Source organism: Streptosporangium sp. NPDC004379 (assembly GCF_042873875.1).
Lineage (GTDB): Bacteria > Actinomycetota > Actinomycetes > Streptosporangiales > Streptosporangiaceae > Streptosporangium.
Map to the genome: position 1 here is coordinate 561,382 of NZ_JBIAMC010000001.1, position 26,535 is coordinate 587,916.

Annotated in this window: 26 protein-coding genes and 1 tRNA gene; 13 read left to right on the forward strand and 14 right to left on the reverse strand. The window is 72.0% G+C overall.

Features of this window, described 5'->3' with window-relative positions; genetic code table 11:
- Positions 1 to 162: 162 nt before the first annotated feature.
- From ACFYSC_RS02440 to ACFYSC_RS02455, 4 genes are all read right to left on the reverse strand, one after another.
- Complete coding sequence (locus ACFYSC_RS02440; protein ID WP_389955507.1) at positions 163 to 2,739, reverse strand: glycoside hydrolase family 3 N-terminal domain-containing protein; 2,577 nt, start codon at positions 2,737 to 2,739, stop codon at positions 163 to 165.
- A 168-nt stretch (positions 2,740 to 2,907) separates the two neighbouring features.
- On the reverse strand, positions 2,908 to 4,041 hold the full coding sequence (locus tag ACFYSC_RS02445) for a cellulose binding domain-containing protein (protein ID WP_389955510.1): 1,134 nt from the start codon (positions 4,039 to 4,041) through the stop codon (positions 2,908 to 2,910).
- Positions 4,042 to 4,360: 319 nt separating this feature from the next.
- Positions 4,361 to 5,146, reverse strand: coding sequence for an NUDIX domain-containing protein (locus ACFYSC_RS02450; protein ID WP_389955512.1), 786 nt, complete (start codon positions 5,144 to 5,146; stop codon positions 4,361 to 4,363).
- Positions 5,147 to 5,308: 162 nt separating this feature from the next.
- Positions 5,309 to 6,094, reverse strand: coding sequence for a peptidylprolyl isomerase (locus ACFYSC_RS02455; protein WP_389955514.1), 786 nt, complete (start codon positions 6,092 to 6,094; stop codon positions 5,309 to 5,311).
- A gap of 109 nt (positions 6,095 to 6,203) precedes the next feature.
- Between ACFYSC_RS02455 and ACFYSC_RS02460 the strand changes: the two genes are divergently transcribed.
- The 4 genes from ACFYSC_RS02460 (at position 6,204) to ACFYSC_RS02475 (ending at position 9,859) form a co-directional block, all read left to right on the forward strand.
- Positions 6,204 to 6,725 carry an O-acetyl-ADP-ribose deacetylase gene (locus ACFYSC_RS02460; protein WP_389955516.1) on the forward strand — a complete coding sequence of 174 codons (522 nt, stop codon included), beginning with the start codon at positions 6,204 to 6,206 and terminating at the stop codon, positions 6,723 to 6,725.
- 75 nt (positions 6,726 to 6,800) lie between these two features.
- Positions 6,801 to 7,487 (forward strand): NADAR family protein, encoded by a 687-nt coding sequence (locus ACFYSC_RS02465; RefSeq protein ID WP_389955518.1) that lies wholly within the window; start codon positions 6,801 to 6,803, stop codon positions 7,485 to 7,487.
- Positions 7,488 to 7,742: 255 nt separating this feature from the next.
- Entirely contained in the window at positions 7,743 to 8,405 is a 663-nt protein-coding gene (locus ACFYSC_RS02470) for a TetR/AcrR family transcriptional regulator (RefSeq protein ID WP_389955521.1), read from the forward strand.
- A gap of 248 nt (positions 8,406 to 8,653) precedes the next feature.
- The gene (locus ACFYSC_RS02475) at positions 8,654 to 9,859 is read left to right on the forward strand and encodes an MFS transporter (RefSeq protein WP_389955523.1); all 1,206 of its coding nucleotides are present in this window, start codon (positions 8,654 to 8,656) and stop codon (positions 9,857 to 9,859) included.
- A 106-nt stretch (positions 9,860 to 9,965) separates the two neighbouring features.
- Here the strand turns inward: ACFYSC_RS02475 and ACFYSC_RS02480 are convergent, their stop codons facing one another.
- Positions 9,966 to 10,661 carry an NADPH-dependent F420 reductase gene (locus ACFYSC_RS02480; protein WP_389955526.1) on the reverse strand — a complete coding sequence of 232 codons (696 nt, stop codon included), beginning with the start codon at positions 10,659 to 10,661 and terminating at the stop codon, positions 9,966 to 9,968.
- 423 nt (positions 10,662 to 11,084) lie between these two features.
- Between ACFYSC_RS02480 and ACFYSC_RS02485 the strand changes: the two genes are divergently transcribed.
- Together ACFYSC_RS02485 and ACFYSC_RS02490 are read left to right on the forward strand one after the other, a co-directional pair.
- Entirely contained in the window at positions 11,085 to 11,585 is a 501-nt protein-coding gene (locus ACFYSC_RS02485) for a DUF1992 domain-containing protein (RefSeq protein ID WP_389955529.1), read from the forward strand.
- 231 nt (positions 11,586 to 11,816) lie between these two features.
- Positions 11,817 to 12,851, forward strand: coding sequence for a hypothetical protein (locus ACFYSC_RS02490; RefSeq protein ID WP_389955531.1), 1,035 nt, complete (start codon positions 11,817 to 11,819; stop codon positions 12,849 to 12,851).
- A gap of 219 nt (positions 12,852 to 13,070) precedes the next feature.
- Here ACFYSC_RS02490 and ACFYSC_RS02495 read toward each other — a convergent pair whose 3' ends face one another.
- Positions 13,071 to 16,028 (reverse strand): S8 family serine peptidase, encoded by a 2,958-nt coding sequence (locus tag ACFYSC_RS02495; protein WP_389955532.1) that lies wholly within the window; start codon positions 16,026 to 16,028, stop codon positions 13,071 to 13,073.
- A 152-nt stretch (positions 16,029 to 16,180) separates the two neighbouring features.
- On the opposite strand from ACFYSC_RS02495, the gene ACFYSC_RS02500 reads away from it, so the two are divergent.
- Positions 16,181 to 17,179: a helix-turn-helix domain-containing protein gene (locus tag ACFYSC_RS02500; protein ID WP_389955534.1), complete on the forward strand. Its 999-nt coding sequence runs from the start codon at positions 16,181 to 16,183 to the stop codon at positions 17,177 to 17,179.
- A 345-nt stretch (positions 17,180 to 17,524) separates the two neighbouring features.
- On the opposite strand, the gene ACFYSC_RS02505 is transcribed toward ACFYSC_RS02500, so the two are convergent.
- From ACFYSC_RS02505 to ACFYSC_RS02525, 5 genes are all read right to left on the reverse strand, one after another.
- Positions 17,525 to 18,001: a GNAT family N-acetyltransferase gene (locus tag ACFYSC_RS02505; RefSeq protein ID WP_389956321.1), complete on the reverse strand. Its 477-nt coding sequence runs from the start codon at positions 17,999 to 18,001 to the stop codon at positions 17,525 to 17,527.
- 98 nt (positions 18,002 to 18,099) lie between these two features.
- Positions 18,100 to 18,456, reverse strand: a complete 357-nt coding sequence (locus ACFYSC_RS02510) for a hypothetical protein (RefSeq protein ID WP_389955537.1) — start codon at positions 18,454 to 18,456, stop codon at positions 18,100 to 18,102.
- Positions 18,453 to 18,914, reverse strand: coding sequence for a hypothetical protein (locus ACFYSC_RS02515; protein WP_362928508.1), 462 nt, complete (start codon positions 18,912 to 18,914; stop codon positions 18,453 to 18,455). Before ACFYSC_RS02515 ends, ACFYSC_RS02510 begins: the two co-directional genes overlap by 4 nt.
- Before the next feature lie 275 nt (positions 18,915 to 19,189).
- Positions 19,190 to 19,606, reverse strand: a complete 417-nt coding sequence (locus ACFYSC_RS02520) for a PASTA domain-containing protein (RefSeq protein ID WP_389955539.1) — start codon at positions 19,604 to 19,606, stop codon at positions 19,190 to 19,192.
- Positions 19,607 to 19,802: 196 nt separating this feature from the next.
- Positions 19,803 to 20,486: a carboxymuconolactone decarboxylase family protein gene (locus ACFYSC_RS02525; RefSeq protein ID WP_389955542.1), complete on the reverse strand. Its 684-nt coding sequence runs from the start codon at positions 20,484 to 20,486 to the stop codon at positions 19,803 to 19,805.
- A 74-nt stretch (positions 20,487 to 20,560) separates the two neighbouring features.
- Between ACFYSC_RS02525 and ACFYSC_RS02530 the strand changes: the two genes are divergently transcribed.
- Positions 20,561 to 21,211 (forward strand): TetR/AcrR family transcriptional regulator, encoded by a 651-nt coding sequence (locus ACFYSC_RS02530; protein WP_389955544.1) that lies wholly within the window; start codon positions 20,561 to 20,563, stop codon positions 21,209 to 21,211.
- A gap of 149 nt (positions 21,212 to 21,360) precedes the next feature.
- Here the strand turns inward: ACFYSC_RS02530 and ACFYSC_RS02535 are convergent, their stop codons facing one another.
- Positions 21,361 to 21,603, reverse strand: coding sequence for a DUF397 domain-containing protein (locus ACFYSC_RS02535; protein WP_389955547.1), 243 nt, complete (start codon positions 21,601 to 21,603; stop codon positions 21,361 to 21,363).
- On the reverse strand, positions 21,600 to 22,514 hold the full coding sequence (locus ACFYSC_RS02540) for a helix-turn-helix domain-containing protein (protein ID WP_389955550.1): 915 nt from the start codon (positions 22,512 to 22,514) through the stop codon (positions 21,600 to 21,602). The genes ACFYSC_RS02535 and ACFYSC_RS02540 overlap by 4 nt, the downstream gene beginning before the upstream one ends.
- Before the next feature lie 147 nt (positions 22,515 to 22,661).
- Between ACFYSC_RS02540 and ACFYSC_RS02545 the strand changes: the two genes are divergently transcribed.
- Positions 22,662 to 23,093, forward strand: a complete 432-nt coding sequence (locus ACFYSC_RS02545) for an ATP-binding protein (RefSeq protein ID WP_389955551.1) — start codon at positions 22,662 to 22,664, stop codon at positions 23,091 to 23,093.
- Between the two features lie 454 nt (positions 23,094 to 23,547).
- Here ACFYSC_RS02545 and ACFYSC_RS02550 read toward each other — a convergent pair.
- Positions 23,548 to 23,621: transfer RNA gene (locus tag ACFYSC_RS02550), tRNA-Ile, on the reverse strand.
- A 224-nt stretch (positions 23,622 to 23,845) separates the two neighbouring features.
- On the opposite strand from ACFYSC_RS02550, the gene galK reads away from it, so the two are divergent.
- From galK to ACFYSC_RS02570, 4 genes are all read left to right on the forward strand, one after another.
- On the forward strand, positions 23,846 to 24,973 hold the full coding sequence (gene galK / locus ACFYSC_RS02555) for a galactokinase (RefSeq protein WP_389955552.1): 1,128 nt from the start codon (positions 23,846 to 23,848) through the stop codon (positions 24,971 to 24,973).
- 23 nt (positions 24,974 to 24,996) lie between these two features.
- Complete coding sequence (locus tag ACFYSC_RS02560; RefSeq protein ID WP_362928502.1) at positions 24,997 to 25,242, forward strand: hypothetical protein; 246 nt, start codon at positions 24,997 to 24,999, stop codon at positions 25,240 to 25,242.
- Entirely contained in the window at positions 25,239 to 25,670 is a 432-nt protein-coding gene (locus ACFYSC_RS02565) for an SRPBCC family protein (RefSeq protein ID WP_389955555.1), read from the forward strand. Before ACFYSC_RS02560 ends, ACFYSC_RS02565 begins: the two co-directional genes overlap by 4 nt.
- 356 nt (positions 25,671 to 26,026) lie before the next feature.
- Positions 26,027 to 26,527 (forward strand): DUF402 domain-containing protein, encoded by a 501-nt coding sequence (locus tag ACFYSC_RS02570; protein WP_362928498.1) that lies wholly within the window; start codon positions 26,027 to 26,029, stop codon positions 26,525 to 26,527.
- The last annotated feature ends 8 nt before the right edge of the window (positions 26,528 to 26,535 follow it).

The following is a 26,535-nucleotide window of genomic DNA, read 5'->3' on the forward strand; positions in this document are numbered from 1 at the left end:
GGGGGCCCGGGGCCCGGCGGGGGGGGCGGGGGGCCGGGGGGCCCCCCGGCCGGGGCCCGGGCGGGGGGGGCGGGGGCCCCGCCGGGGGGCCGGGGGCCCCGCGCGCCCCCCGGGCACGCCGGTCGGGGCCGGCCCCATACAGGACGCCGGCCGTCCGGGTTCTCAGGACACCGAGCAGGGCGTGCCGTTCAGGGTGAACGCGGCCGGGGCCGGGTTGCCGGAGCCGTAGGAGCCGTTGAACCCGATGCCGGTCGAGGCGCCGGGCGCGAGGGAGGCGTTCCACGACAGGCTCGTCGCGGTGACGTCGGCGCCCGACTGTGACCAGGTCGCCGACCAGCCCTGGGTGACGCGCTGGTCGCCGGGGAAGGTGAACCGCAGCGTCCAGCCGTTGATCGCGGAGGTTCCGGTGTTGGCGACGGTGACGGTGGCCCCGAAGCCCCCGCCGCCCCAGTCGCCGGCGGCGTAGGTGACCCGGCATCCCCCGCCGCCGTTCCCGGCCCTCGTGGTGACGTTCACTGTGCCGGACCTGGGCGAGCGGTTGCCCGCCGCGTCGCGGGCGTAGACCGCGAACGTGTACGCGGTGCCCGCGGACAGGCCGGTGACCGTCGCCGAGGGGGCCGCCTGCGTCGCCACCGTGGTCTCGGTCGTGCCCTGCACCCGTACGACGTCGTAGGCCGTCACGCCGACGTCGTCGCTCGACGCCGCCCAGGACAGTTCGACCTGCGAGGACGTCACCTCCGACGCGACCGGCACACCGGGCGCGGACGGCGGGGCGGTGTCGGCGGGCGTGTCCCGGTAGGTCAGGCCGTGGCCGTAGGGGAAGAGCGGCGTCTTGCCGTCCCCGTCGTTGATCGGCTGCTGGCTCACGTCGCTCATCCAGGTCATCGGCAGCTTCCCGGTGGGCTTGACCGCGCCGAACAGGACGTCGGCGACGCCCCGCCCCTCGGTGCCCGGCAACCAGGCGGCCACCAGGGCGTCCCAGCCGGGCAGCTGGGCGGCGATGTCCAGCGGGCGGCCCGAGACCAGCACCACGACCAGCGGCACCCCGGCCCGGCGCAGCGTGTCGAGGGTGCGCAGGTCGGTGGCGTCCAGGCCCATGGATCCGGTGCGGTCGCCCTGGCCCTCGGCGTACGGGGTCTCGCCCACCACGGCGATCGCCGCCCGGTAGGAGCCGTCGACGCCGCTGCCGTCGCGGCTGTAGGTCACCGTCGCCGCCGAGCCGACGGTGTCGCGGATGCCCTGGAGGATGGTGGTGCCGGGGGTGATGTTCCCCGTGGAGCCCTGCCAGGTGACGGTCCAGCCGCCGCTCTGGACGCCGATGTCGTCGGCGCTCTTGCCTGCGACGAAGATCTTCCCGCCGGAGGCGGTCAGCGGCAGGACGTTCCCGCTGTTCTTCAGCAGCACCTGCGACTTCGCCACCGCCTGGCGGGCCAGGGCGCGGTGCGCCGCGCTGCCCACGGTGGAGGTGTAGGACCGGTCGGTCAGCGGCTTCTCGAAGAGTCCCAGCTCGAACTTCTTGGTCAGGATGCGCCGTACGGCGTCGTCCACCCGCGAGGTCGCCACCCGCCCGGCCTGCACCTCGGCCCGCAGCAGGGTGATGAACTGCTTCCACGCCTGGGGCTCCATCACCATGTCGACGCCGGCGTTGACCGCGGTGCGCACGTCGGTGGCCGACAGCCCCTCGGCGCCGTCGATCTGGTCCACGCCGTTCCAGTCGGAGACGACGATCCCGGTGAAGCCCAGCTCGCCCTTGAGCACGGAGGTGATCAGGTACCGGTCGCCGTGCGTCTTGACGCCGTTCCAGCTGCTGTAGGAGACCATCACCGAGCCGACCCCGCGATCCACCGCGGCCTTGAACGGCGGCAGGTGGACCGCCCGCAGCTCGGCCTCGGTCAGGCGGGCGTCGCCCTGGTCGTCCCCGCCGGCCGTGCCGCCGTCTCCGACGTAGTGCTTGGCGGTGGCCATCACCGAGGCCGGGCCGCCCAGCTGCGAGCCCTGCAGTCCGGTGACGATCGTCGTCATCGACGCGGGGAGCTCGGGCACCTCGCCGAACGACTCGTAGGTGCGTCCCCACCGGTCGTCGCGTGCCACGCACACGCAGGGGGCGAAGTCCCAGTCGACGCCCGTGCCGGAGACCTCCTCGGCGACCGCCCGGCCGATCTGCCGCACCAGCTCGGGGTCCCGGGTGGCGCCGAGCCCGATGTTGTGCGGGAAGATCGTGGCGCCGACCACGTTGTTGTGGCCGTGCACCGCGTCCGCGCCGTAGACGAGGGGGACGCCCAGCGGCGTGGCGAGGGCGGCCCGCTGGAAGCCGTCGTACATGTCGGCCCAGGAGGCGGCGTTGTTCGGGGAGGGCGCCGAGCCGCCGCCGGACAGCAGGGAGCCCAGCCGGTAGGCCGTGATGTCGGCGGCGGTGACGGAGGCGCGCTCCGCCTGGGTCATCTGGCCGATCTTCTCGTCCAGCGTCATCCGCGAGAGCAGGTCGGCGACGCGGGTCGCCACCGGCAGGGACGGGTCCCGGTAGGGCTCTCCGGCCGCGGCCCGGAGCCCCGCTCCCGGGCCGGCCATGGCCGGGGTTCCCGCTCCGGCCACGGTCGTGGCCCCCGTCGCGGTTCCCGGGCCGGACGCGGCCCCGGCCGTGGTGGTCGCCGCCGGGATCGACATCCCGGCGGCCAGCAGCGCGGCGGTGAGCCCGGCGCGGAGCCGGGCCCGGCGGCCGGGTGGGAGGGAGGTGCGCACTTCGGTCCCCTTCACAGGGTTCGGTCCCCTTCACGAGGGTCGTCGGCGGGGCGGGCGTCGTGCCGGCCGGCGGCACGGCACGGGTACGGCGTCCCGGTCCGGGACCGGGACGCCGCGGCGGAGGGCCCGGGGTACGGCCGGGCGAGTGCGCCGTACCCCCGGGCCGGTTCAGGACGCGGTGCAGGTGTAGCCCGAGGGGACCTGGAGGTTGCCGCCGGGACGGGTGACCTGGAAGCCGAAGCTCGCCTTGGCGCCGGGCGCGAGGGAGCCGTTGTGGCTCGCGTTGCGCGCGGTGACGGTCTGCCCGTTGACGGTCACGCCGGCGTTCCAGGAGCCGGAGAGCGTGTGCCCGGCCGGGAGGGTGAAGGTGACGGTCCAGCCGTTGGTCGTCGAGGAGCCGGTGCTGGTGACGGTGACCGGATCGATGACGTAGCCGTTGTTCCACTGGTTCGCGGTGGACCCGGCGGCCGAACAGGTGCGGCCGCCGCCGTTACCCGGGTCGCCGTTGCCGGGGTCGCTCCCGCCGACGCTGTAGGAGAAGTTGTTCACCGCCAGACCGGCCTGGCCCACCCACGGCTCGAAGCCCGCCTGAACGCTGGTGAGGTACCACGACCGCTGGGCGTAGCCGCGGTTGATCGCGTCGTCGGCGAAGGTGCGCACGGCGAAGCTGATCGAGTTCGTCGCCGAGGTGCGGACGTAGGAGATCACGTTCCAGCCGATGTTGCCGTACCAGACCTCCCAGGTGGCCCCGGCGAGGTTGACCGTGCCCACCCGCGAGCCGACCGGCTGGATCGACCCCACGCGGTTGAGCCACACCATGATCTCCGCGCCGGTGTTCTGGCCGTCGGTCCGCGGGGTCGGGTCGAACCAGATGTCGTAGGCGGCGTCGTACACCCCGCCTCCGGGGTAGCTCATGCTGACGCTGGTCTGGACGCCGTTGAACCGGCTGTCGCTGACCCGCATCGGCAGGCCGCTGCCGGAGGTGCAGTTGGCGTAGTGGCAGCCGGCGTAGATCGACGGGTACGAGCCCGGCGCGCCGTTCGTCGGCTTGTTGTGGCTCGCCTGGGTGACGGTGAAACCGGTGCCCGTGACGTTGATGCACTGGGTCGTGTCGTCGCCCCAGTTGTTGTTCTGGACGATGTACTTGCCGTTCTGGATGCTGGTCGAGCCGTACTTCTCGCAGATGGTCGTGTCGGCACGCGCCGGGGCGGTGACCGCTCCGGCCGCGAGGACCAGGCCGAGCGCGGCGAGGATCACCGCGACGGCCCGGCTCATGCCGCGTCGTTCCGTCGTGTCCGTCATGGTGCGCTGCTCCGGGGGTCGCGAACGTCTGTGGGGTCCCTCCTGCACGACGCACCATAAAGTCCGGTCTCCCCGCTGCAAACGGCCGTCCGGCCGTGCCGCGCCGCGTCCGGCCGGTCACCAGGCGCTATCCTCACCGGCGGGCCGCGGGGCCCGTGAAAATTTCACCTGCCCCGCCCGGCCGGAGCCCCACGATCCGGAGCCCCACGGCCCGGAGCCCCACGGCCCGGAGCCCCACGGCCCGGAGCCGGGGCCGGGGGGTCAGGGCCCGGGATCCGTCCGCGTGGAGTTCACCGGCCGGAGCCCGCCTGCCCGGAACTCACCCCGCCGGGTCGTCCCAGCCGTGGAGCGCGAAGCCCCGCCCCTCTGCGATCGCCCGCAGGGCCGCCGCCGGATAGGCGACCATGTCGGCGGGCAGCGCGTCGAGCGGGTACCAGTCCAGGCCGTCGCACTTGCCGGGTTCGGCGTTGTACGGCTCGCCGGTCCAGCGCTCGGCCCGGAAGAACAGTCCGATCCGGTCGGGGGCGCGGTGCATGACGTGGACGAACGTCAGGTCCGCCGGGTCGACGGTGACGCCGACCTCCTCCGCCGCCTCGCGGGCCGCGGCCCGGAGCGCAGGCTCCCCGGCCTCCAGGTGCCCGCTGGGCAGATGCCACAGGCCGTCGCCGTACCCGGTGTTCGCCCGCCGTCCGAGCAGCAGCGCGCCGTCGCGGACGAACATCACGTGCACGTCGACGATCGCGGTGAACCGGGTCTCACGCACCCGGTGCGGCGCGGTCGCGACGCGCCGGTCGAGGGCCTGCGCCCACTTGACGGCGACGGCGGCGACCTGGATCAGCTCGCCGCGCAGCAGGTCGGGGTCGTCCTCGGCGAACGCCTCCAGGACCTCCTCGTGCAGGATGTGCCGCCAGGTGACCCTCCCCGCGCGCTTGGCCCCGTCGAGGTCGCGCTTGGCGCGGTCGGCGGCGGCCGTGCCCTCGGGGCCGGTGCCGTCGGGGTGCTCCTGCACGCCCCACATGGCGTCCTGCGCGGCCCGCTCGGCGGCGACGTCGGCGAGCACCTTCCCCAGGGATCCCGGCACGCCGGAGTCTCCGTCGGCCCTCACACCCACACCCTCTCCTCGCGCGTGCCGCCGTACGGTCTCCGGCGGGGCCGCCGTACGGCCGTACGGTCGCGGCGGCGGAGCGGTATCCGGCGGTGACGCCCTTCGCGGGTGAACCGCCGCGAAAAGGCGTCACCACCGACGACCGGTACCGGATCCGGGCGTCTAGTGACGGATCCGGGCGTCGCGGATGTCGGCCGGGAGGGCGGGCCTGCCGTCGACCGGCGGGGTCGGGTCCCCCTCGGCGGGCTGGATGCCGCCGGCCGCGATGCGGTCCAGGGCGGCGAGCCCGGCGGCGTCGACCGTCCCGAAGACCGTGTAGTTGGCCGCCAGACCGGAGTCGCCGTAGACCAGGAAGAACTGGCTGCCGTTGGTGTCCGGCCCGGCGTTGGCCATGGCCAGCAGCCCGCGCGCGTACGTCCTGCGCTGCCCGGTGGAGTCGCCCGGCCACGGCGGCAGATCGGTGGGCAGTTCGTCCTTGTACCGGTAGCCCGGTCCGCCCTCGCCGGTGAAGCCGGGATCACCGCACTGCAGCACCTTCAGCCGGTCGTAGGCGGTCAGCCGGTGGCATGAGGTGCGGTCGTAGAACCCGTGCCGGACCAGGTGCACGAAACTCTGCACCGTGCAGGGCGCCTTGGCCGGGTCGAGGGTGAGCCCGATGTCGCCGTGGTTGGTCTTGAGGACCGCGGAGACGGGGCGGGCAGGGGTGCGGCGCGGGTCCGGCGGGAGCGGGACCCTGCGCACGGCCGGCTCGTCCGGGGTCGGGGTGTAGCGGCACGGGCCCTTCGTCGGGCTCGTCGGCCTGTCCGCGGCTCCGGCGGCCGAAGCGGGCATCACTCCCGACGTGACCAGCGAGCCCGCCGCCGCCATGACCAGCGCGGCGCGTGCCGCGCGGCGCGGCAACGCTCTGTCGAACACGGTGACCTCCCGGGAGATGATCGATGACCTCATGAGGTCTAATCGATCTGACCGAGGACGTCAAGGAGTCGGCGGCGTATCCGTGGGACGCGAGGGGGCCGGAACGCCGCCGCGTCCCCGCGCCGGATGGCAGACTCGGACCATGTGGATGAGGCTGGTCCATGGGGACATCACCACCCAGAACGTCGACGCCGTCGTCAACGCCGCCAACTCCTCGCTCCTCGGGGGCGGTGGGGTCGACGGGGCGATCCACCGGCGCGGCGGCCCGGCAATCCTCGCCGAGTGCCGTGAGCTGCGCGCCTCCCGCTACGTCCACGGGCTGCCGACCGGCATGGCGGTGGCCACCACCGCGGGCGATCTGCCGGCCCGCTGGGTCATCCACACCGTCGGCCCCGTCTTCTCCGCCGACGAGGACCGCTCGGAGCTGCTCGCCTCCTGCTACCGCGAGTCGCTGCGGGTCGCCGACGACCTCGGCGCGGCCAGCGTCGCCTTCCCGGCGGTGTCGGCGGGGGTGTACGGCTGGCCGATGGACGACGCCGCCCGCATCGCGGTCGACACCGTGAACGCCACGGCCACGCGGGTGTCGGAGGTGTGGTTCGTCCTGTTCACCACGACCGCCCACACCTCCTTCGACTGGGCGCTCAGCCGGCTGAACCGGGAGTGACCCCGCGCCCGGCCGCGCCTGCCAATCCGGTGGCCCGGCCGCGGCCGTACGTGGCATGGTGAACCGGTGTCCGGAATGAGCAGACTTCCCCGTTCCGTCGATGAGGCCGTGGCCGCCGAGCGGGACGGCGTGATGCTCCGTCACCTGTTCTTCTGGGGGCACCGGCCGCCACGCGGCGGAGGCGTCGGCCCGGGATGCCTCAGCCAGTGGTGGGAGGCCCCCTTCACCGCGGGCGGGCACGTCTTCCGCTCCGCGGAGCACTACATGATGGCCTGCAAGGCGTGGCTGTTCGGCGACGGCGGGACCGCCGCGCGAATCCTCGGAGCCCGGCATCCCGGCGAGGTCAAACAGCTCGGTCGCGAGGTCCGGGGCTTCGACGAGACCGTCTGGCGCGAGCATCGCTACGGGATCGTGGTGCGCGGCGGTGTCGCGAAGTTCGGCGCGCACCCGGAGCTGAGGGAGTTCCTGCTGGGCACCCGCGGCCGGGTTCTGGTCGAGGCCAGCCCGGTGGACCGGATCTGGGGCATCGGGCTGGCGGCGGACGACGCGCGCGCCGCCTCCCCCACCGCCTGGCTCGGCCTCAACCTGCTGGGCTTCGCCCTCATGGACACCCGCGACGCCCTGGCGGACGACGGTCCGGCGGACAGCGGCTTGGCGGACGACGGTCCAAAGGACGGTGACCCGAAGGGCGGTGACCCGAAGGACGGTGACCCGGCGGCTCCGGGGACGGGTACGGGGCTCATCCCGAACGCGTCGCAGTGATCGCCCATGTACCCGGCTCCCGGCCTCACGCGGTGTGAGGGCCGAGCCGGATCCGTGACCCCCCGTCCCGCCCCGACCATGTGGCCGACCGGCCGGGCCACCGCGCCGAGCCTGCCTCCGGACGGCCGTACGGCCCGCCCCGGATCCCGGCGGGCACGGGTCACTCCGGATCCCGGCGGGCACGGGTCACGCCGGATCCCGGCGGGACGCGGACCTTACTGTATCGAGCATTCCAAAATGTGTTACGGTGACCGCATGGCACGGCCGAGGACGTTCGACGAGGACCGGGCCCTGGACGCGGCGATGCACGCCTTCTGGGAGAAGGGCTACGAGGCCACCTCGACCCAGGACCTGTGCGACGCCACCGGCCTGGGCCGCAGCAGCATCTACAACGCCTTCGCCAGCAAGCACGACCTGTTCAAGCGCGCGCTGGCCCGCTACATCGAGACCATGAACGCCGCCCAGTTCGCCCTCCTGGAGGACGAGAGCCGGCCCGGCGCGGAGCGGATCCGCACCCTGTTCGCCATGGTGATCGGCGACGACCCGGACGACCGGCGCGGTTGCCTTTCCGTCAACACCGTCGTGGAGCTCGCCGACCGCGACCCGGAGGCGGCCGCGATGCTGGAACGCGACACCGCGCGCCGGCTGGCCGTCATGCGCGTGGCGCTGGAGGCCGGGCAGCGTGAGGGCGGCATCACCTCCTCCCGGGACGCGGCCTCCCTGGCCCGTTTCGTCAACGCGGTGATCGCGGGGTTGCGGGTCTCCGGCCAGGGAGGCGCCGACCGCGCCACGCTGGAGGCGGTCGCGGCGACGGCGATGGACGCGCTCACCCGCGAGCCGGATCCGTCCGGCCCCGCGCCCCGCGAGCCCGCACCCTCGGACCTCGGGCCCGCCGGACCGCCCGCCCAGGACCGCTGAACGCCGGACCGCCGGCTCACCGGCCCCGGACCGGCGGCCCACCGGTTCACCGCCCTCGGATCGCCGGCCCACCGGTTCACCGGCCCCGGACTTCCGGCCGCCGGACCGCCGGGCCGCCCGCCCAGGACCGCTGAACGCCGTCCCACCGGCTCGGACCCCGCCCCTCCGAAAATCCCCGGAGCCCCGCGGCGTCTCCATGCCCGAATTTTGAACTGATCAATCCAAAACAGATGTCCCCAAGGAGCGCCGTGCACCGCGCCGTACACATAATGGCCCTCGGCATCTTCGCCATGGTGACCAGCGAGTTCGCCGTCGCCGGCCTCATGCCGCAGATCGCCGACGGACTGGGCGTCACCGTCCCGCAGGTCGGCTACCTCGTCACCGCCTTCGCGGCGGCCATGGCCGCGGGCGGCCCTTTCCTGACCGTGGCGTTGCTGCGGGTGAACCCGAGGACCGCGCTGACGGCGCTGTTCGCCGTCTTCCTGGCGGGCAACGTGCTGGCCGCCGTCGCCCCCGGCTACGGGGCCATGACGGTGGCGCGGGTGATCACCGGAGCCGCCTCCCAGGCGTTCTTCGGGATCTCGGTCTCGCTGTGCATGCGACTGGCGCGTCCCGAGGCACGGGGCCGGGCCGTCGCGGCGGCCATGAACGGCCTGATGCTCGGCACGCTGCTCGGACTGCCGCTGTCCACCCTGATCGGCGAGTGGCTGGGCTGGCGCGCCGCCTTCTGGGCCGTCGGCGTCCTGACCGTGATCGCCGCCCTGGCCACGCTCGCCGGGGTGCCGCGCCTGGAGCGCGACGGCGACGGCGGGAACCTCCGGAGCGAACTGGCCGCCTTCCGCGCCCCACGCCTGTGGCTGACGCTGTCCACCAGCACGTTCGTCATCGGCGCGACGTTCGCGGCCTTCACCTACTTCACCCCGGTCCTCACCGGCGTCACCGGCTTCGCCGCCGGGACCGTCCCGGTGCTGCTCGTCGCCTACGGCGCCGCCACCGTGATCGGGAACGTCGTCGTCGGGCGCCTCGCCGACCGGCACACCCTCGCCGTCCTGCTCTGCGGCCTGGTCCTGAACCTCGCCTTCCTCACCGGCTTCGCGCTGCTGGCCCACCTTCCGGTCCCCGCCGTGACGTTCATGATGGGGATCGGCCTGGCGGGGGTCACCCTCAACGCGGCGATGACCGCCCGCGTCCAGCGGGCCGGGAACGCCGGGCCCCTGGTCAACACCGTCCACACCTCCTTCATCACCCTCGGCGTCATCATCGGATCCTCGGCCGGCGGACTGGGCATCGACGCGTTCGGCCTGCGCGCCCCGCTGTGGCTCGGCGCGGCCCTGGCCGCGGCCGGGATCCTCACCCTCGTACCCGACGTCCTCCGCCGCCGCCGGACACCCGCGGACGCGCCGCGCGACGGCACCCGGGCCGACGACGATCTACTCACGGAAGCCGCGAGTTGAGAACGGCTTCGGGAACGCCTGGCCGTATGAAGCCCGGTCCGGTCTGATCCGGCCCGGCCCGGAACACCAGGCGGAGGTGTCCGGGCCAGGGTCCAGGCAGGGTCGGTCAGGCCGGGGCGACGAAGGTGCCCGGGCTGCCGTCGGTGGCCCGCCATTCCGGGCCGCGCTCGGGCCTCGCCTGGGCCAGCGCCTCGCGGACTCCCCCGGCGTCCCTGTCCGTGGCGTAGACGGGCGTGCCGGGCTGCTGGCGCCAGGAGTCGTCCAGGCCGCCGGCGTCGACCGGGTCGAATCCGAGCTGGTCGATCAGGTCCATGACGACCCTTTTCGCGGCCTCGTCGTCACCGGCCACCGGCAGGGCCACACGGCCCGGCGCGCCGGCGGGACGGCCGTGCTCGGCGAGGTGCCGGGCGTAGATGTTGTTGAACGCCTTGATCACCGGACGGCCGAGGCGCCTTTCCACCCAGCGGCTCTCCGGCAGGCCGGACTCGATCTCCTCGATGCGGCCGTCACGCTGCTGGGGGTAGTAGTTGCCGGTGTCGACGACGACCACGTCGTGCGGCACCCCGTCGAAGAGACCCGGAGGCAGCTCGGGCACCCGGCACTCCGGGATCGTGACCACGACGAGGTCGGCCCCGCGTGGCGTCTCCTCGACGGTCACCGCCTTCGCCCCGGTCTCCGAGGCCAGGTCGGCGAGGGTGTGCGGGCCGCGCGAGTTGGCCACCGTCACCTCGTGGCCGAGGTCCGTCAGCCGCCGGGTGAGGGCGCCGCCGATGTTTCCGGCGCCGATGATGCCGATCCTCATGGTCGCTCCAGGGATTGTCCGGTGAATACGGCGTGGCCGTCCGCTCCGGGCCCCGGGATGAGCGGGCCTGCGCGGCCCCGGAAGGGCCGTGGAGGCGGGCGCCACCGGAAAACCGATCGTACGCGAAATCGCCGCCGTCGCGGGTTCCACGCCACGTAAAGGAATTCCCCTCCGGACTTCTGAGCCATTCACGGGAATTTGAGACGCTGCGGTGCGGACCGGAATTCCGGAATACGGAACGCCCGAGAGTACGGCATGGCCCGCCGGCGCTCGCGGAGCCGCGCCCGCGCGCCGCATGGACGGCCACGTCCATGTGGTGCGCCGCCCGCCGAAGCCGTCGGCGCCGTCCACCCGCGCCCCTGCCGGCCGGCGATGGATGGCTATGCTCGGGAACACCACTGTCCGGCGTGCTGGAGGCGGGCGATGACGGAACGCAGGCCACTCGGTGTCGGCTTCGAGACGTGGGTCGACCGGCAGATCCGCGAGGCCGCGGAGCGCGGCGCGTTCGACGACCTGCCGGGCGCGGGCAAGCCGCTGCCCGGCGAGGGCGAGCCGTACGAGGAGATGTGGTGGATCAGGCAGAAGCTCCGCTCGGAGGGCCTGTCGATGCCGCTGCCCGGCACGCTCGCCCTGCGCAGGAAGGCCGAGGAGGCGCGGGCCGCGGCCGCTGAGGCGCGGTCGGAGGACGAGGTCCGCCGGATCGTCGGGGAGATCAACGAGGAGATCGTCGAGGGGAACCGCAAGGCCCTCTCCGGTCCCCCGCTGAACCTGATGCCCTTCGACGTCGAGGAGGCCGTACGCGACTGGCGCGACCGCCACCCCGTCCGGGAGGAGCCCTCCGAGCCCCCGCCCGCACCCGCGCGGCGCGGACGGGGACCGTTCGGCCTGTTCGGCCTGTTCGGTCTGTTCCGCCGGGGAGGGTGACCCGGGCTTCGGCCGGCGGACGCGACGCCGGTTCCGGGGGTGCGCCCGGGGCGTCACCGTCTCCCCTGCGGTCTCCCCCGCGGCGAAGGGCGCGCCCCGGCTCTCCGGGGCGCCGGCGCCCTTCCCGCACCGCGGATTTCTTGGAAACCGCCATTCTCGAACGAAAAAAGCGACCGGCCATTCCTTCCCCTCTACGGTTGACACCGACCGCGTCAATCGCAGGAGGAATCCATGAATATGAAACGGCTGGTCCGTTCGACCGCGGGAACCGTACTGCTGCTCGTTTCCGGTGTGGTGGCGCCGGGCGCCGTCTCGGCCTCCGCGGGCGCCGCGTGCACCTGGACGCGATCCGCCTTACCCGTGCCGGCGGGCACCGGGCAGTCCGAGGTCACCGCGACGAACCACCAGGGTGGCTTCTCGGGCCGCGCCGTACTCGCCGACGGCTACTGGCACGGCGTCTCATGGCGGAACGGGCTGTTCACCGACCACGGCACCAAGATAGGCAACGAGCCGCTCCTGAGGCTGCCGGACGAGAACCGGTCGGGCACGACACTGGCCTGGGCCGCCATAGCCGTCCCGCCGTATTACGGCCCCAGTTACGCGGTCCTCCTGAAGAACGGCCAGGCGGCGAAACTCGTCCGCCCGGACGGAACCGGATTCGTCACCCCGCTCGCCATCAACGAGAAAGGCGACGTCACCGGCAAGAACATGGTCCGGATCGACAACCGGTTCGAGTACCGCCTGCTGCGCTGGCCCGCGGACCGTCCCGGCCAGGTGATCGAAACCGTCCTGCCCGGCGGCTACCAGCCCGAGGACGCCGACGAGGACGGCACGGTGCTGCTGCGCGGCCCGGACGGCCCGGCGCTGTGGCGGAACGGCGCGATCACCCCTCTGGCGAAGGTGCCGGGGGCGTCCTCCACGTCCGCCACCAGGATCTCCAACGGCCGCGTGATCGGCCGGGCCGGCTACGCCTCGCCCTCCCGCGGCCAGGGCGTGCTGTGGGACACCGACGGGGTGCCGCGCCTGCTGCCGAACAGCTCCGACACCCGGGCCCTCAACCGCGACGGCCTGATCACCGGCCCCACCGACGAGGCCACCGGAGGCGGCGAGGGCATCTGGCGCCTCGACCGGTTCGTCCACGCCGTCCCGAAGTCGCCCACGTACAGCATGTCGCTCACGGTCGCCTCGGACGACGGCTCGGTGGCCGGGAGCACGTACAACGTGCACGACGGCACGGGCGAGTCGTTCGTCCTGCGCTGCGTCTGACCGGCCACGGCGTCCGGACCTCCCGCACCGGGAGTGTCCAGCCGCCCACCGGCGGAACGCGACCGGGCGGCGACACCGGCGGGCCGCGCGGAGCATGAGGATCAACGCGGCGACCCGGTGACGTGGTCGCGGAAGCGGGCGGCCGGGTGACCGGGTAAGCCGACGGGCCCCGCCCGCCGGGCAGGCGAGGGGGGCCGAGGGCCGGGCGGCGGAACCGTGTCAGTTGATCGTGACGATCGTTCCGGCTCCGTTGGGGTACTCGACGTAGCCGGTGTTCGTCCGCGGCGTCGCCTTCGTCCAGGAGGCCGTCAGCGGGATCGGCGTGCCGACGGTCGCCTTCGGCTTGCCCGGTGCCAGAGTGAGCGCGCCGCGCACGTGGTCGGCGGTCACGAGGTTGATCTGGGTGAGGAAGTCCGTGGACGTGGTCCCGGGCAGGTCGCCGAGGCTGAGCACGACCAGGGTGTGCCTGCCGGGGCGCGGGTGGGGCAGCACGACGCGATGGTCGCCGTCCGGGCTGGACACCCACGACTCGAACTCGAGCGTGCCGTTCTTCTCGTAGAAGATGACGCCGCCGACCTGAGCCTCGGGGTTCGCCGCCCGGATCTTGAACGAGACGGCCTTGGCGCCGTCGGGAACCATGACCGGGATCTCGCGGCCCAGCACCTCGCTCTCGCTGACGGTGCCCGGCACCTCGTCCGCCGACACGGGACCGTACGGGATGACCGGGAACCTCTTCACCCCGGGCGTCACCTCGAAGCCCACCGAACCGTCGGTTCCGGCGCCCTTCACCTCGACGGGCGCCCGCGCGCTCAGCGGGGTGGCGACGACCGCGCTGCGCACGGTCGTGCCCGCGCCGGTCCACGTGAGCCGCCCGGCGACGGTGCCCGTGATGTCCGACGGGACCGTCTCCATGGAGACGGTGAACTCCTTGGTCTCACCCGCCTTCTTGAAGACCAGCGTGGACGGCTTGACCTTGGTCTTGAAACCGGGCAGCTCGATCGCCGAGTGGTAGACGCCGGGGGTGACGGCGGTGACCCTGCGGGTGACCGTCCGGGAGCCGAAGAGGGTGCCGACGGAGATCGTCGGGTAGTTCAGGTCGGGCCCGGCCAGCGGCTTGACGCCGGTCCCGGTGCCGACGCCCAGGCCCTCCAGGTAGCCGTACCAGTCCTCGGCGCCCGCGTCGTAGGTCAGGCCCGGCGTGAGCATGCGGGCCGGGTCGACGTGCCCGGCGCCCTGGGCGAACACGTCCGGGGTCTTGGTGTCGTAGGCGGTGGTCATCATGGCCGATTTGATCGCCATCGGCGACAGGAGTGGGTGCTCGCCGAGGTAGAGGGCGGCCAGGCCGGCGATGTGCGGGGCGGCCATCGAGGTGCCGGAGTAGAAATCGAAGTCCTTGCCGCCGTTGCCGGGGGGCGCCACGGCGGCAAGGATCGCCGAGCCCGGCGCGGTGATGTCCGGCTTGAGCAGGTCGCCGTTGTTGGTGAGCGAGGGGCCGCGAGAGGAGAAACTCGTGACCTGTGGGTACGGCGCGCCGCCGGAGGCGGCCGGGACGAACGTGACCGTCGCGCCCGCGGTGGCCGCGTAGCCCTCGACCCTGCCCGAGTCGGGGGCGTTGACGTGCACGGTCGGCACGGAGTGCAGGTCGACGTCGGTGTCCTGGTCGGTCGGGTTGCCCAGCACCATGCCGACACCGCCGGCCCGCTTGACCTCGGCCGACTTGTCCACGCGGAGCGTAGTCCCACGCCGGCAGTAGACGATCTTCCCGGCGGTCTCGGCGGGGTCGAGCGAACCGGCCGCGCAGACCTGCGCGTCGGCCTCGGCGGCCGTGTCCATCTTCACCGACGCGGCCGTGACCAGCGGCTTGGGACCGAGCGGGGCGAGGACCGTGGTGCTCACGCCGTCGGCGACCGTGCCGTCGCCGAGCCGGATCTCGGCCTGCCAGGGCGCGATCGTGCCGGCCGCGACCGTCGTCGTCCACGGCATCGTGTTGTCCACCGTGGACGGGTCGGGACCGGAGTTGCCCCCCGCCGTCGCGACGAAGACGCCGGCCTCGGCGGCGGCCAGGAAGGCGCGCTGGACCGGATCGTCGGCCGCCGACTCGAACATGCCGCCGACCGAGTAGTTGATCACATCGACACCGTCGGCGACCGCCTGGTCGACGGCCGCCACGAGGTCGGAGGTGTAGCCGCCCGTGACTCCGCCGTCCTTGCCCTGCCAGAGGGCCTTGTAGACGGCGACGGCCGCACCGGGGGCGACGCCGGAGATCGTGCCGTAGTCGGCGCCGTTCGCCGTGGCCCGGACGGCGTGGTCGCCCGCCGCGGTGCCGGCGGTGTGCGAGCCGTGGCCCTGGGCGTCCCTCGGGGAGACGTAGTCGGCGCGCTTGTCCGGCGGATTGCCCTTCAACCACTGCTCACCGAAGTACCGGGCGCTGATGACCTTCTGGTTGCACAGGTTCGCGGCGAACTCCTCGCCGGTCTGGCACAGGCCGATGAAGGTGGCGCCGTCGGCCTTCTTCATGACCGTGACCCCGTCCTTCAGGTAGGGCCGGTACGGATCGGTTCTCGTGGGCGGCTCCGTGCTGAGGGCCGGGGCGGCGAAGGAAGGGTTCTCCGGCCAGATGCCGGTGTCGATGACACCGACGACGACGCCCTTCCCCGCCTTGCCGACGCCGCCGAGCTTCGCCCATAGGCCGGCGTCGCCCGTCAGGCCGAGGAAATCGGCGGAGTTGCGGTCGTCCAGGGCCTTGCGCAGAGTGTCGGGGACGACGGACAGCACGCCCTGGGTCGTGTGCAGCCGCAGTGCCTGGGCTGGGGTCAGCTCGGCGGTGAAGCTGTTGGAGGCGACCGCGTGGTGGCCGGTGGCGGCCGCGCCGACGCCGCGGGCCACCTTGTTCTGCCGGTCGACCAGGCGGTCGCGGTAGCGCCTGGCGTGGGAACTGGTGGTGTCGACCTTCCTGCCCTTGCCGCCCCTGGTGGGGGCGATGCCCTCCGTGCCGCCGTCGTAGGTGGCCAGCGGTGGTTCGGCCAGGGTGACGATGTACGAAGTGGGGGCGACCGCGGAGGCGGCCCCGGGAGGTGCCGACGCCGCAGCGGGCCGGGCGATGGCCGGGGTGATGACGGTGACCGCCAGCGCGGCGGCCAGCGCCGGCACACGACGGACGCGGGGGTTGCGGAACATTGCGCCTCTGAGGGGGAAAGAGACTGGTCACCCGTCCGGGAAGATCACCGGAGGGCCGCTACGGAGTCAAGCGTCCGGCGTGGATCCCTGTCGAGATATAGTGCTGACATTTTCGGCCGCATGACCAAAAACGACATTTCGGCAGGTGCTTCGTGGGCGATCGGTCCGTGCTCGGCGCCGTGGGCGTCACGGACTCCGACGAACGGGTGTACCGGTTGCTGCTGCGCCGGCCTGGCCGGCGGACGGGGGAGATGGCCGCCGAACTCGGCGTCGGCCCGGCCCGGGTGCGTTCCGCACTGGCTCGCCTGGCCGACGCGGGGCTGCTGCGCCGCGGTGGGCCCGGCCGGTACGAGGCGGTGCCCCCGGAGGCGGCGATCGAGTGGCTGGTGGATCGGCGACGGCTGGAGACCGAGGCGCGGCTCGCCGCGGTAAGGACGGTCGTCTCGGACTTCTCCCAGCTCTACCACTCGGGCCGGATGGAGGCCGGTCCGGCCGGGGTCGTGGAGGTCCTGGTGGGAGAGGAGGCCGTCAAGCGGGTCGTCACCGAGGTGCAGCGGACGGTCGGCACCGAACTGCTCGGCTTCGACCGCCCGCCCTACGTGGGCCGCCCCGACGACACGGCGGACACCAACGAGTCGGAGTTGAAGGACACCCGGAGCCTGCTGGCGCGTGGCGTGGACATACGCGTGGTCTACTGCGCCGACTCCCTGTACCGCCCGGGACGCCTGGAGACCCTGGTACGGCTGGCCGAGGAGGGCGAGCGCTCCCGCTTCGTCGAGCGCCTGCCGTTCAAGCTGCGCATCGCCGACCGCAGAGTCGGCCTGTTCCCACTGGTGGACGGGGTCTACGACAACATCGCGCTGCTTCACCCCTCCCGGCTGCTCGACGCGCTCGTCGAGCTGTTCGAGGTCTACTGGGAACGCGGCAGGCCGCTGACGGGCGTACCGCCGACGGTGGACGAGCGGCCGCCAGAGGAGGACCTGCTCGTGCTGCGGTTGCTGAACACCGGTCTCAAGGACGAGGCCATCGGCCGGCATCTGGGCGTCAGCCCGCGGACGGCCACCCGCAAGATCGCCGCCGTGGTCGAACGGCTCGGCGTGACGACCCGCTTCCAGGCCGGCGCGGCGGCCGCCGCCCGCGGCTGGCTCTGACGAACCCGGCGGGGGTGAACCCCGCCGGGGGCCGGCCCGGCCTCCGGCTGCCTGCGCGGCAGGCCGGTGACGCGGTCGCGGAGGCGGGTGGCGGCGGTGCCTCGGGGCAGGGGGCCGGGCGGGTCGCATAGGCACGATCGCCACGCCCGGCCCGGCGGCGACGAGGTCCTCGATGGCGGCCAGGTCCTGGCTCTCGAACGAGATCGCCGGCGTGACCCCCGCGCCCCGCCCGCCCGGCGGAGTGTCCACCGGTCAGGCCGCCTCGCTCCACCTGTTCACGTACCACCTGGGCTCGTCGGTCTTCGGCAGCCTCACCGGCCCCGTACGGTCACCGGTCACCGGCCCCTACGTGCCGAGGTCCGCCTGGAGCGAGACGTGCACGGGGGTGAACCCGCGCGCCCGGTAGAAGCGGACGGCGTCGGAGTTGGCCGCGTAGGCGGACACGACGGCCTGGTTCGCGCCCCGCTCCCCGGCCCACGCGAGGAACCGTTCGACGAGCCGGGCCCCCACGCCGCGCCCCCGATGCTCCTCGTCCACCCGCATGCTGAGCAGCTCGGCCACGACGGCGTCCGGGCGGAGTTCGTCCCGGCCCCGCATCCGGGCGGTGAGATGACCGACCACCGGCCCCTCGCGCGCATCGGACCGGGCCAGCAGCGCCAGGCTCCCCTCGCCCGTCACCATCCCCCGGTAGTAGTCGTGCCCCTCCCGGGCCGGCCAGTTCACGTCCATGAACGGATCCCGCCTGCCGCCGTCCTCCCGGAAGAGCGCCGCGGCCGAGGCGATGAGCGCGGGCACGTCCTCGACCCGCGCCGTCGTGATCATGATCTCCACGCCACCGACGGTAACAATCATGATTAATCATGTAAATGCCGACCTTGGAAGGCCATGCGGGTCCAGAGTGGTACGTCCTGCGAGCGGCTTCAGGCGTCGGTGTCCTTAGGATGCCGGGGTGAGGCATAGACGAGATGAACGGTCCTCCGGGGCTCGTCGACGAGGCAGCGCACCCGCCCTCCCGCGGTGACCTCGTACTCCCATTGCGGATACTCGCGGCCGCCCAGCGTCCCGGAGGCGAGACGCCCGCGCAGCCGGCGCTGACGGTCCGGGTCCTTCTGCGACAGCGGATCCGTACGCAGCGCCTCGAAACACTGCCGGGTGTTGCCCGGCGCCTCACCGCACAGATCGATCCAGCCCTTGGCCGCCTCTCCGGTGGCGAAACGCAGATGCCACTCGTCACCGACCGACGGCGGCGCTACCGCGTCACCGCGCTTGGGGCTCACGGTGTGGTCACCTCACCATGGTCCTCATCCGGCAGTGGACGGGTGAGCTGCGCGGTCAGCGCCGGGTCAGCCAGGATACGGGCGGTGGCGCGCCACTCGACGATGACTCGGTGCAAGGTGGCGTGGACGTCCAGATCGACCGCGTCGCGCGTGGCATCGACGAGTTCCTGCGCGAACTCGCGCCTCTCATCCGCGGACAGGTGCCGTCCCCAGGGAAAGACCACGGGCAGGGCGTGCAAGATGACGCGGACACCCTCATCGCTGGACAGCAGGGCGGCGATCATGCGGGCTGCGACATCCGCCGTCTCCTCGCGCTGGCGGTCGTGCTGAGCCGTGGAGATGAACAGATCCTCCCCGTCACGGCGTTTGACGTGGACCCGATGGAACTGATCGATGGTCTCGGCGACCTGCTTGGAATGCTTCGACAGGTCAGAGAACGGAACGGTCGGCACAGCCATACCACACCATATTTCGGAACACATTCCGAAGTAAAGCGAGGACACCGGAGGCAGCCGCGGCTGCGGAGCATGCGCCGACGTCGGCCGCGCCGGCCCTCCCCGTGATCCGGCGAGGCGAGCACGGGCGGCGGCCCGGTCGAGGTGGACGGCGGCATGGACGAGGGCGCGCAGACCGCGATCGCCCATGCCGTCATACCGGCTCAGGCCAGTGATCGACCGCAGGGGAATCCGGCGTCACCCTTCTCCCAAAGGCGAAGGTGAGGCGATATCTCGTCTTACTCGCCGATCTTCTTCGCATACAAGGTGATCAGCGTATCGACCGTCACCTTCCGCCCAGCGGCAGGTGTCTGCTTGGTCACCACCCAGTTGCGGTCGAACACCTGGAATCGATTTTGGCCGGTGGCGTCCTTGTCGTTCAAGATATAGAACCCGGCGGCCTGCATTGTGTCCTGTCCTTTCTGCAGGTTCATCCCGACGACGTTCGGCAGGACCTTTTTCTCTGCGGTCTCTTCCTTCTCCCCGACCGGGGTGGGGGCGGGTTTCGGATCGTCCCGCTCACCCGGCTCGGAGGACTTCTCCGCGGGCGGTGAAGCGGTGACGGTCACAACAGGTGTCGCAGTATCCGCACCCGCCCCACACCCGGCGAGAGCGGCGACGAACAAGACGAGGACGATCGAGTTGGTGATCCTCATGCGGACGCTCCTGTGCCATGACGGATGGGTAGGTGGGGACGTCCGAAGGAGTTCATGGGTTGGCCGGTGAACCTCGTTCCGTTGACCCGGCAGGTGACGTACCGCTCAGCGTCGGAGACGGGCCGGGAGCAGGCGGCGCGGATTCGGGTTGATCACCGTTTCTCCAGGTCAGATCTGGGAGCGGCTTCCTCGCGTGTCATGTCCGGGCGGCATCGGGTTCGGTGAGCAGTGCGTCGAGCACGTGCATGGCGCGCCACGCCTTGGTCATGCCGAACTGCGCGGAGAACCGTACGACGGCACGGGCCTCCTCCGGGGTGGCGCCGGCGCCGAGGGCGCGCGTCACGTGGGCGTGGAAGCTTTCCTGCAGGGTCTGGAAGAGCACGTCGACGGTCATCGTGATGAACGCGCGCTCACGGACCGACAGCAGTCGCATGCCCGCGCGCATCCGCGACTGCAGGTCCATGTAGGTGCCGAACGGCGCGTCCAGGGTGGCCACGGCCTGCCGCATCGACTCGGGCATCGGGCTGCCCGTGCCGTCGGCGTTCACCTCGTGACCCTGGCCGGTGGGGGCGGGCAGGACATGCGCCCGTTCCAGCTCGGTCAGGCGGGTGAGCGCCGCCAGGGCGGCGGGGTATCCGCTGTCGTAGGCGACGAAGCGCAGCATCTCGTGCAGGTCGTCGGTCGACAGACCGCAGTCGGCCGCCATCGTCACGTGCTGTTCGAAGGGCGGGCCGAGAGTCTGCTGGCAGACATCGGCGGTGAGGTACAGCAGGACCTTCTCGCGCCCGGTGAGCTCAGGGGTCTCGTCCCGGAGCAGGTGGTCGGTGGCGGCGCTCATCTCGGCGAACACCGAGTCCAGTGCCTTCACCTGGTCATCCATGGAAGCCCTCCTTATATGAACAGCTGTAGCGCTACGACTGTAGTGCAATGCTCGTCCGCCTACAATGGGCATCCATGGACAAGACCGCCTCCGCCCCGGCCGGCCCTCGCGATGGCAGGAAGGGCCGCAATCCACGGGGCCAGGGTGAGCGGCTGCGGGAGGACGTCATCGGCGCCGCCCTGCGCCTGCTGGACGAACTCGGCGACGATCAAGCCCTGTCCATGCGCGCGGTGGCACGGGAGGTCGGCGTCGCGGCGACTTCGGTGTACATCCACTTCGCCGATCGGGACGCGCTCGTACTGGCCGCCCTGGAGAGGTCCCATCGCGAACTCGTGGAGACCGTCGATCAGGCCGAGACCGCCGCCACCGATCCGGCGGGGAAACTGCGTGCCCGCGTCCTGCTGCTGGGCAGCTGGGTCCAGCAGCACCCCGGCCTGTACAAGGTGCTGCACGAGAGCACCCTCAACCAGCGGGCGGCCATGTCGTTCAAGCAGGAGCTGGCCGAGCGCACCACCGCCGCGGTGCAGCGGTGCATCGATGCCGGAATCGCCCCGGCCGACGATGCCGCCGTGGTCTCACTGGATCTGAGGGCGGCGGTGCACGGAGCCGTGTCGATGCGGGTCAATCAGCCCGACCTGCCATGGCCACCGCTGGCGGAGCAGGTCGATCGTTTCCTCGCCAAGCTCGTCGGCCTCGCACCCGCACCCGGCGGCCCACCGGAATGATCGCCTTGCGGGCGAGGAGCGCCTCGGCCGGGGATACCCGGTGAGTCGAGGATCCGGCACCTTCTCACCCACTGGTCATTCCGCCAGGAGCTGCAAGGACCACCCGGACATGCCCTGACCGCCGGAACGGCATCGGCCGTCTCATGTTCTCAGCGCTCGGGGCGCCGTAGCTCTCCGCGCTCGATGCCCCCGATGAAAGCGTCGTACTCGGCGTCGGTGAACAGGTGCGGCGGCTTGTCGAGGTTCTTGGAGTCGCGCAAGGCCACGACGCCGCGCTCCAGAAAGGCGACCTGGACGCAGTTGGTCCCGCCGCTGCTGAGGCTGCTGGTGTGCCAGCGGGCATCTCGGAGCTGGGCCTCGACCCAGGCGGTGTCCAGAGCGTTCTTGTTCACGAGAACTCCTTGGCGATGGTGGCGAGGAGCGGCAGCGACGCCTTCGGCGAGAGGGCGTCGGACTTCAGCAGGTCGCTGGTGGTCCGGTAGAGCTCGACGGTCTCGGGTTCGTTCAGGTGCAGGGAGGTTCGCAGGGACTCGACGCACACGAGGTCACGCCCGGCGGGGAAGGACATGAGCATGAACGGGCCGTCCATTCCCGCGTGCGCCCCGGCGGAGAACGGCAGAACCTGGATGGTGACGCTGGGGCTGGTACGGGCCAGATGCATCAGGTGCTCGATCTGGGCACGCATGCAGGCCCGCCCTCCCACCTCCTGGCGCAGCACGCCCTCGGGGATGACCGCCCAGAGCTTCAACGGCGGCCGGCGCTCCGCCATCGCGCGCTGATGCTCCAGGCGTAGCGCCACGAAACGGTCGATGTCCTCGGGGGTTTTCCAGACCCTGCTGCCTTCGGTCACCGCCCGGGCGTACTCCGGGGTCTGGAGCAAGCCGTAGATCGCCAGGGGGTTGAAGACGAACAGGGCGCCGGCGTTCTCCACCTGGGAGAAGTAGTCGCCGAGCGGATCGTCGACCACGCCTTCGTAGCGCTGCCACCAGTCGATCTCGCCGGCACGGCGCACCAGATCACGGAGTTCCTCGCGCAGAGCGGCATCGGTGACGCCGTAGACCTCGAAGAAGTGGGGAAGCTGCTGGATCCTGAGCCCCTGCAGCCCGTTCTCGATCTTGCTGACCGTTGAGAGGGACTGGTATCCGAGACGGCTCGCCGCCTCCTCCTGGGTCCATCCCAGAGCTTCACGGATCCGCCTGAGCTCCGCACCCAGGCGTCGTCGGCGCGGAGTGGGCTCGACGGGCATGACCACCCCCTTCTCGTGGAGAAGGGTAATGCTCTCGGCCTCCCCAGAGAACCTCATTTCCCCTACAGGAAAGACTTTCCTCTGAGAACAGCTTGCCTATGAGGTGACTCTTGCTCCACCATCATCTCGACAGCGGAAAGTGGTCGTCCGATCACATCTAGCCATAGCCGCTGGATCTGTTCGCTCATCTCCCCGGAGACGTCGATGCCTGCTGCTACGCCGGTCCTTCCTGCCCGTCAGTGCTACATGGTGTTCTCCGAGGTGGACCCGGAGGTGGTGGGTCCCGTCCGCGAGTTGGTCCGGGTTCACCTCAGGCTGTGGCACAGGGGCGAACTGAGCTTCGTGGCCGAGCTCGGAGTCACCGAGCTGCTGACGAACGTCTACAAGCACGCACCCGGCGCCTGTGAACTGCTGGTGCGCGAGACGGTGGATGGGATCACCATCGAGGTCACCGACTTCGACAGCGCGCTTCCGACAGTCAAGGAACCGCTCCTGGACGAAGAGGGCGGCCGAGGACTGTTCATGCTGTCCATGCTCACCGAGGACCTGAGGGTCGAGCCGCTGTTGGGCGGGAAGTGCGTGTGGTTCCGTCTTCGCGAGACCCGTCCCGGCCCTGGTGAGCCGCAGAAACCCTGAATAGATCACTTCGAAGGGCATCACCGTGGTCTTCCAGGAGGAAGAAGGCCCGGAGACCATGCACCCTCCCCCATGACCCGTCCGCTCCGGCTTCCCCGTGCCTGAGAGCGGACGCCCATGGGCCGCGTCCGAGCTTCGGCTTTCCCCGGACAGCGGCTCCGGCCCCGGGTTCGACGGCGAAGAACACAACCCGCCGGACCCGGGGCACTCCATGCGCTGGACGCGCTCATCATGCCCAGAGGACCGCACGATGATCGTTGATTGAAAGCACGGTCATCCGTGTCGCGGGATCCGTACCGGGCAGGCCGTCGGCATCGCGTCACCCGGGCAGCAGGTGTTCGCGCGTCACCGATACGGGACCGTACGGCCTGCTTCAGCACAGCCGGGGAACGAGGCGGCCTTCCGGGGGCGTGAGAACGCGGGCCGGGCGGACTTCTCCGTGGACCGCGAGAGGTAGGGCGGGCGGGACTCGAACCCGCGACCCAGGGATTATGAGTCCCCTGCTCTAACCGGCTGAGCTACCGCCCCTCGCGCGCGTACCGTACTGCGGCATTCAACCAAAGGTCGGGCCCGTTCGCACATCCGGCGAGCGGGTCGCGTTCAAGCTGTGATCTTCACGGGCCTTCGAGCGGCCTCAAGGAGCTTCGAGCGGCTTCGAATGCCTTTGAGGGGCTTCGCGCCGCCTTCGGAGGCCGGTGGGGCGTCCCGGACTCGCTACCCTACGGAGGGACCCTGTTGAGGAGTGTTTGACCATGCGCGTTGTTGATGCTTTTCGTGAGTCCTTCGGTGCGGAGCCGCGGGGGGTGTGGCACGCTCCGGGACGGGTCAACCTGATCGGCGAGCACACCGACTACAACGACGGGCTCGTCCTGCCGTTCGCGGTGCCGTGGGGGATCACCGCGGCGGTCTCGCCGCGCGAGGACGACGTCGTACGGCTGCGCTCGCTCCAGGCGGCCGAGCCGGGGGCCGTCGAGACCCTCGAGGACCTGGGGCGGGCCGCGGGATGGGCCCGCTACGCCGTCGGGGTGTTCTGGGCGCTGCGTGAGGCGGGGCACCCGGTGCGGGGCGCCGACCTGGTGATCGACGGGGACGTCCCGCAGGGGGCGGGGCTGTCGTCCAGCGCGGCGCTGGAGGTGGCCGTCGGCACCGCCCTCAACGACCTGTACGGCCTGGGCATGACGAAGCTGGAGGTCGCCCGGGTCGCGCAGCGGGCCGAGAACGACTTCGTGGGCATGCCCTGCGGGATCATGGACCAGGCCGCCTCCGCGCTCGCCGAGGAGGGCCGGGCGCTCTTCCTCGACTGCCGGAGCCTGGGGAGCAGGAACGTCCCGTTCGACCTCTCCGCGCACGGCCTGCGGCTGCTGATCATCAACACCGGGGTCCGCCACGAGCTGGCCGACGGCCAGTACGCCCGGCGCCGGCGCGACTGCGAGAGCGCCGCCGGGCACCTGGGCGTGGCCGCGCTGCGCGACGTGACCGACCTGGCGGCCGCCCTCGGGCGGCTCAGCGGCGACGAGCGCAGGCGCACCCAGCACGTGGTGACCGAGAACCACCGGGTGGAGGCGGTGATCGGGCTGCTGCGAGCCGGGGCGGTCCAGGAGATCGGCGCCCTGCTGAACGCCTCCCACCTGTCGCTGCGCGACCAGTTCGAGGTGTCCTGCCCGGAGCTGGACGTGGCCGTGGAGGCGGCGATCCGCGGCGGGGCGCGCGGGGCGCGGATGACCGGCGGCGGGTTCGGCGGGTCGGCCATCGCGCTGGTCGCCGAGGACCGGGTGCAGGCCGTACAGGACTCGGTGATCCTCGCCTACGCCGAGCGCGGCTGGGCCCGTCCGGAGATCTACCCCGCCGTCCCGGCCGCCGGAGCGCGTCGTCTCCAGTGATCCATCTATGTTATCTTGGTAACATGGTAACAGTTGAGCGGGTCCAGACCGGGCTGCGCGTCGAGAAGAACGTGCTGAAGGTCCTCAAGGGCCTCGCGGAATACCTGGACGTCTCCCTCGGCGATCTCGTCGAGGGCATCGTCCTGCACTCCTTCGAGGGCAGGGCGCCCTTCTCCGAGGAGACCATGGCGAAGATCGAGCAGCTCCGAGCCGTCTACGGGCTGACCCTGACCTCCGCCGACGCTCACCGGCTGGAGGAGGGGCGATGAGACTCACCGGCACGCTCACCGTCCCCCTCCCGCCGAGCCGGGCGTTCCGCCTGTTCACCGCGCGCGGCGAGCAGGACTGGGTGAAGGGCTGGGAACCCCGCTTCCCGGTGCCCGTCGAGGACGACACCGTGCCCGGCACCGTCTTCGAGACCGACGCCGACGGCGTGACGACCACCTGGGTCGTCACCGCCCGCGAGGAGCACTCCCGCATCTCCTACGCCCGCGTCACCCCGGGCCACCGCGCCGGGACCGTGACGGTCGCCCTGGCCCGCGACGGGGACGGGGACGGCAGCGAGGTGACGGTCACCTACGACCTCACCCCGTTCGACGACGAGGCCGCCCGGGAGCTCGCGGAGTTCGCCCGCGGCTACACCGCCTTCCTCCGCTCCTGGCAGGACGACATCGAAGCCTTCCTGCGAGCCGTCTGACGGCCCGCCGGCCGCGCCTCGCCGCGCGGCGCCACCACCGAGCTCCGCCGTACGGCCACCGTGTCCGGCCCGTACGGCGGCCCGCGGGATACCCTCCCGCCGCGCCTTCACGCCGTCCGCAGCCGGCCGCGCGGCGTCCCGTGGGAACCCCGGACGCCGTACGGCCCGCGCACTCGCACCCGCCGGCCGTACGGCGTCCACCACCGCCCGGGCAACGGGGGCACGGGCGGAACGTTCCGGGAGGGATCCCGGACGGCGGGGCGAGGGCGCCGACCGGCCGGGGGCCGCGCCCCGGCGCCCTCGGCCCGGCCGGAAACGGGAGGCACGGACGGCCGCCCGCCCCATAGGGTCGGGGAATGCCCTCCGAGATCGTGAACGTGGTCTACCGCAAGTACGACGACTCCCTGCACTGGCACCACCCGGCCGTACTCCTCGGCGAGGACGAGCACGGCGTCTGGACCGGCTGCCCCACCGGCACCGTCGCCCGCCGGGGCTCCGAGACTCCCATCACCTGGCACCACGCGTTCGTGATGCTCTTCCCCCGCGACGCCTGGTGGACGGCCTGCTTCAACGCCGAGCCGTACAAGGCGGAGATCTACTGCGACATCTCGACCGTGCCGGAGTGGCGTGACGGCGAGGTGACCATGGTCGACCTCGACCTCGACGTGCTGCGCATGCGCGACGGCCGGATCATCCTGGACGACGAGGACGAGTTCGAGGAGCACCAGGTCCGCTACGCCTACCCGCCCGAGGTCATCGGCAACGCCCGTGCCTCGGCGGACCTGCTGCTGGAGGCCGTCACCGCCCGCACCGCCCCCTTCGGCCCCGCGCCCCACTGGCTCTCCCTGGTGTCATGAGGGGTGCC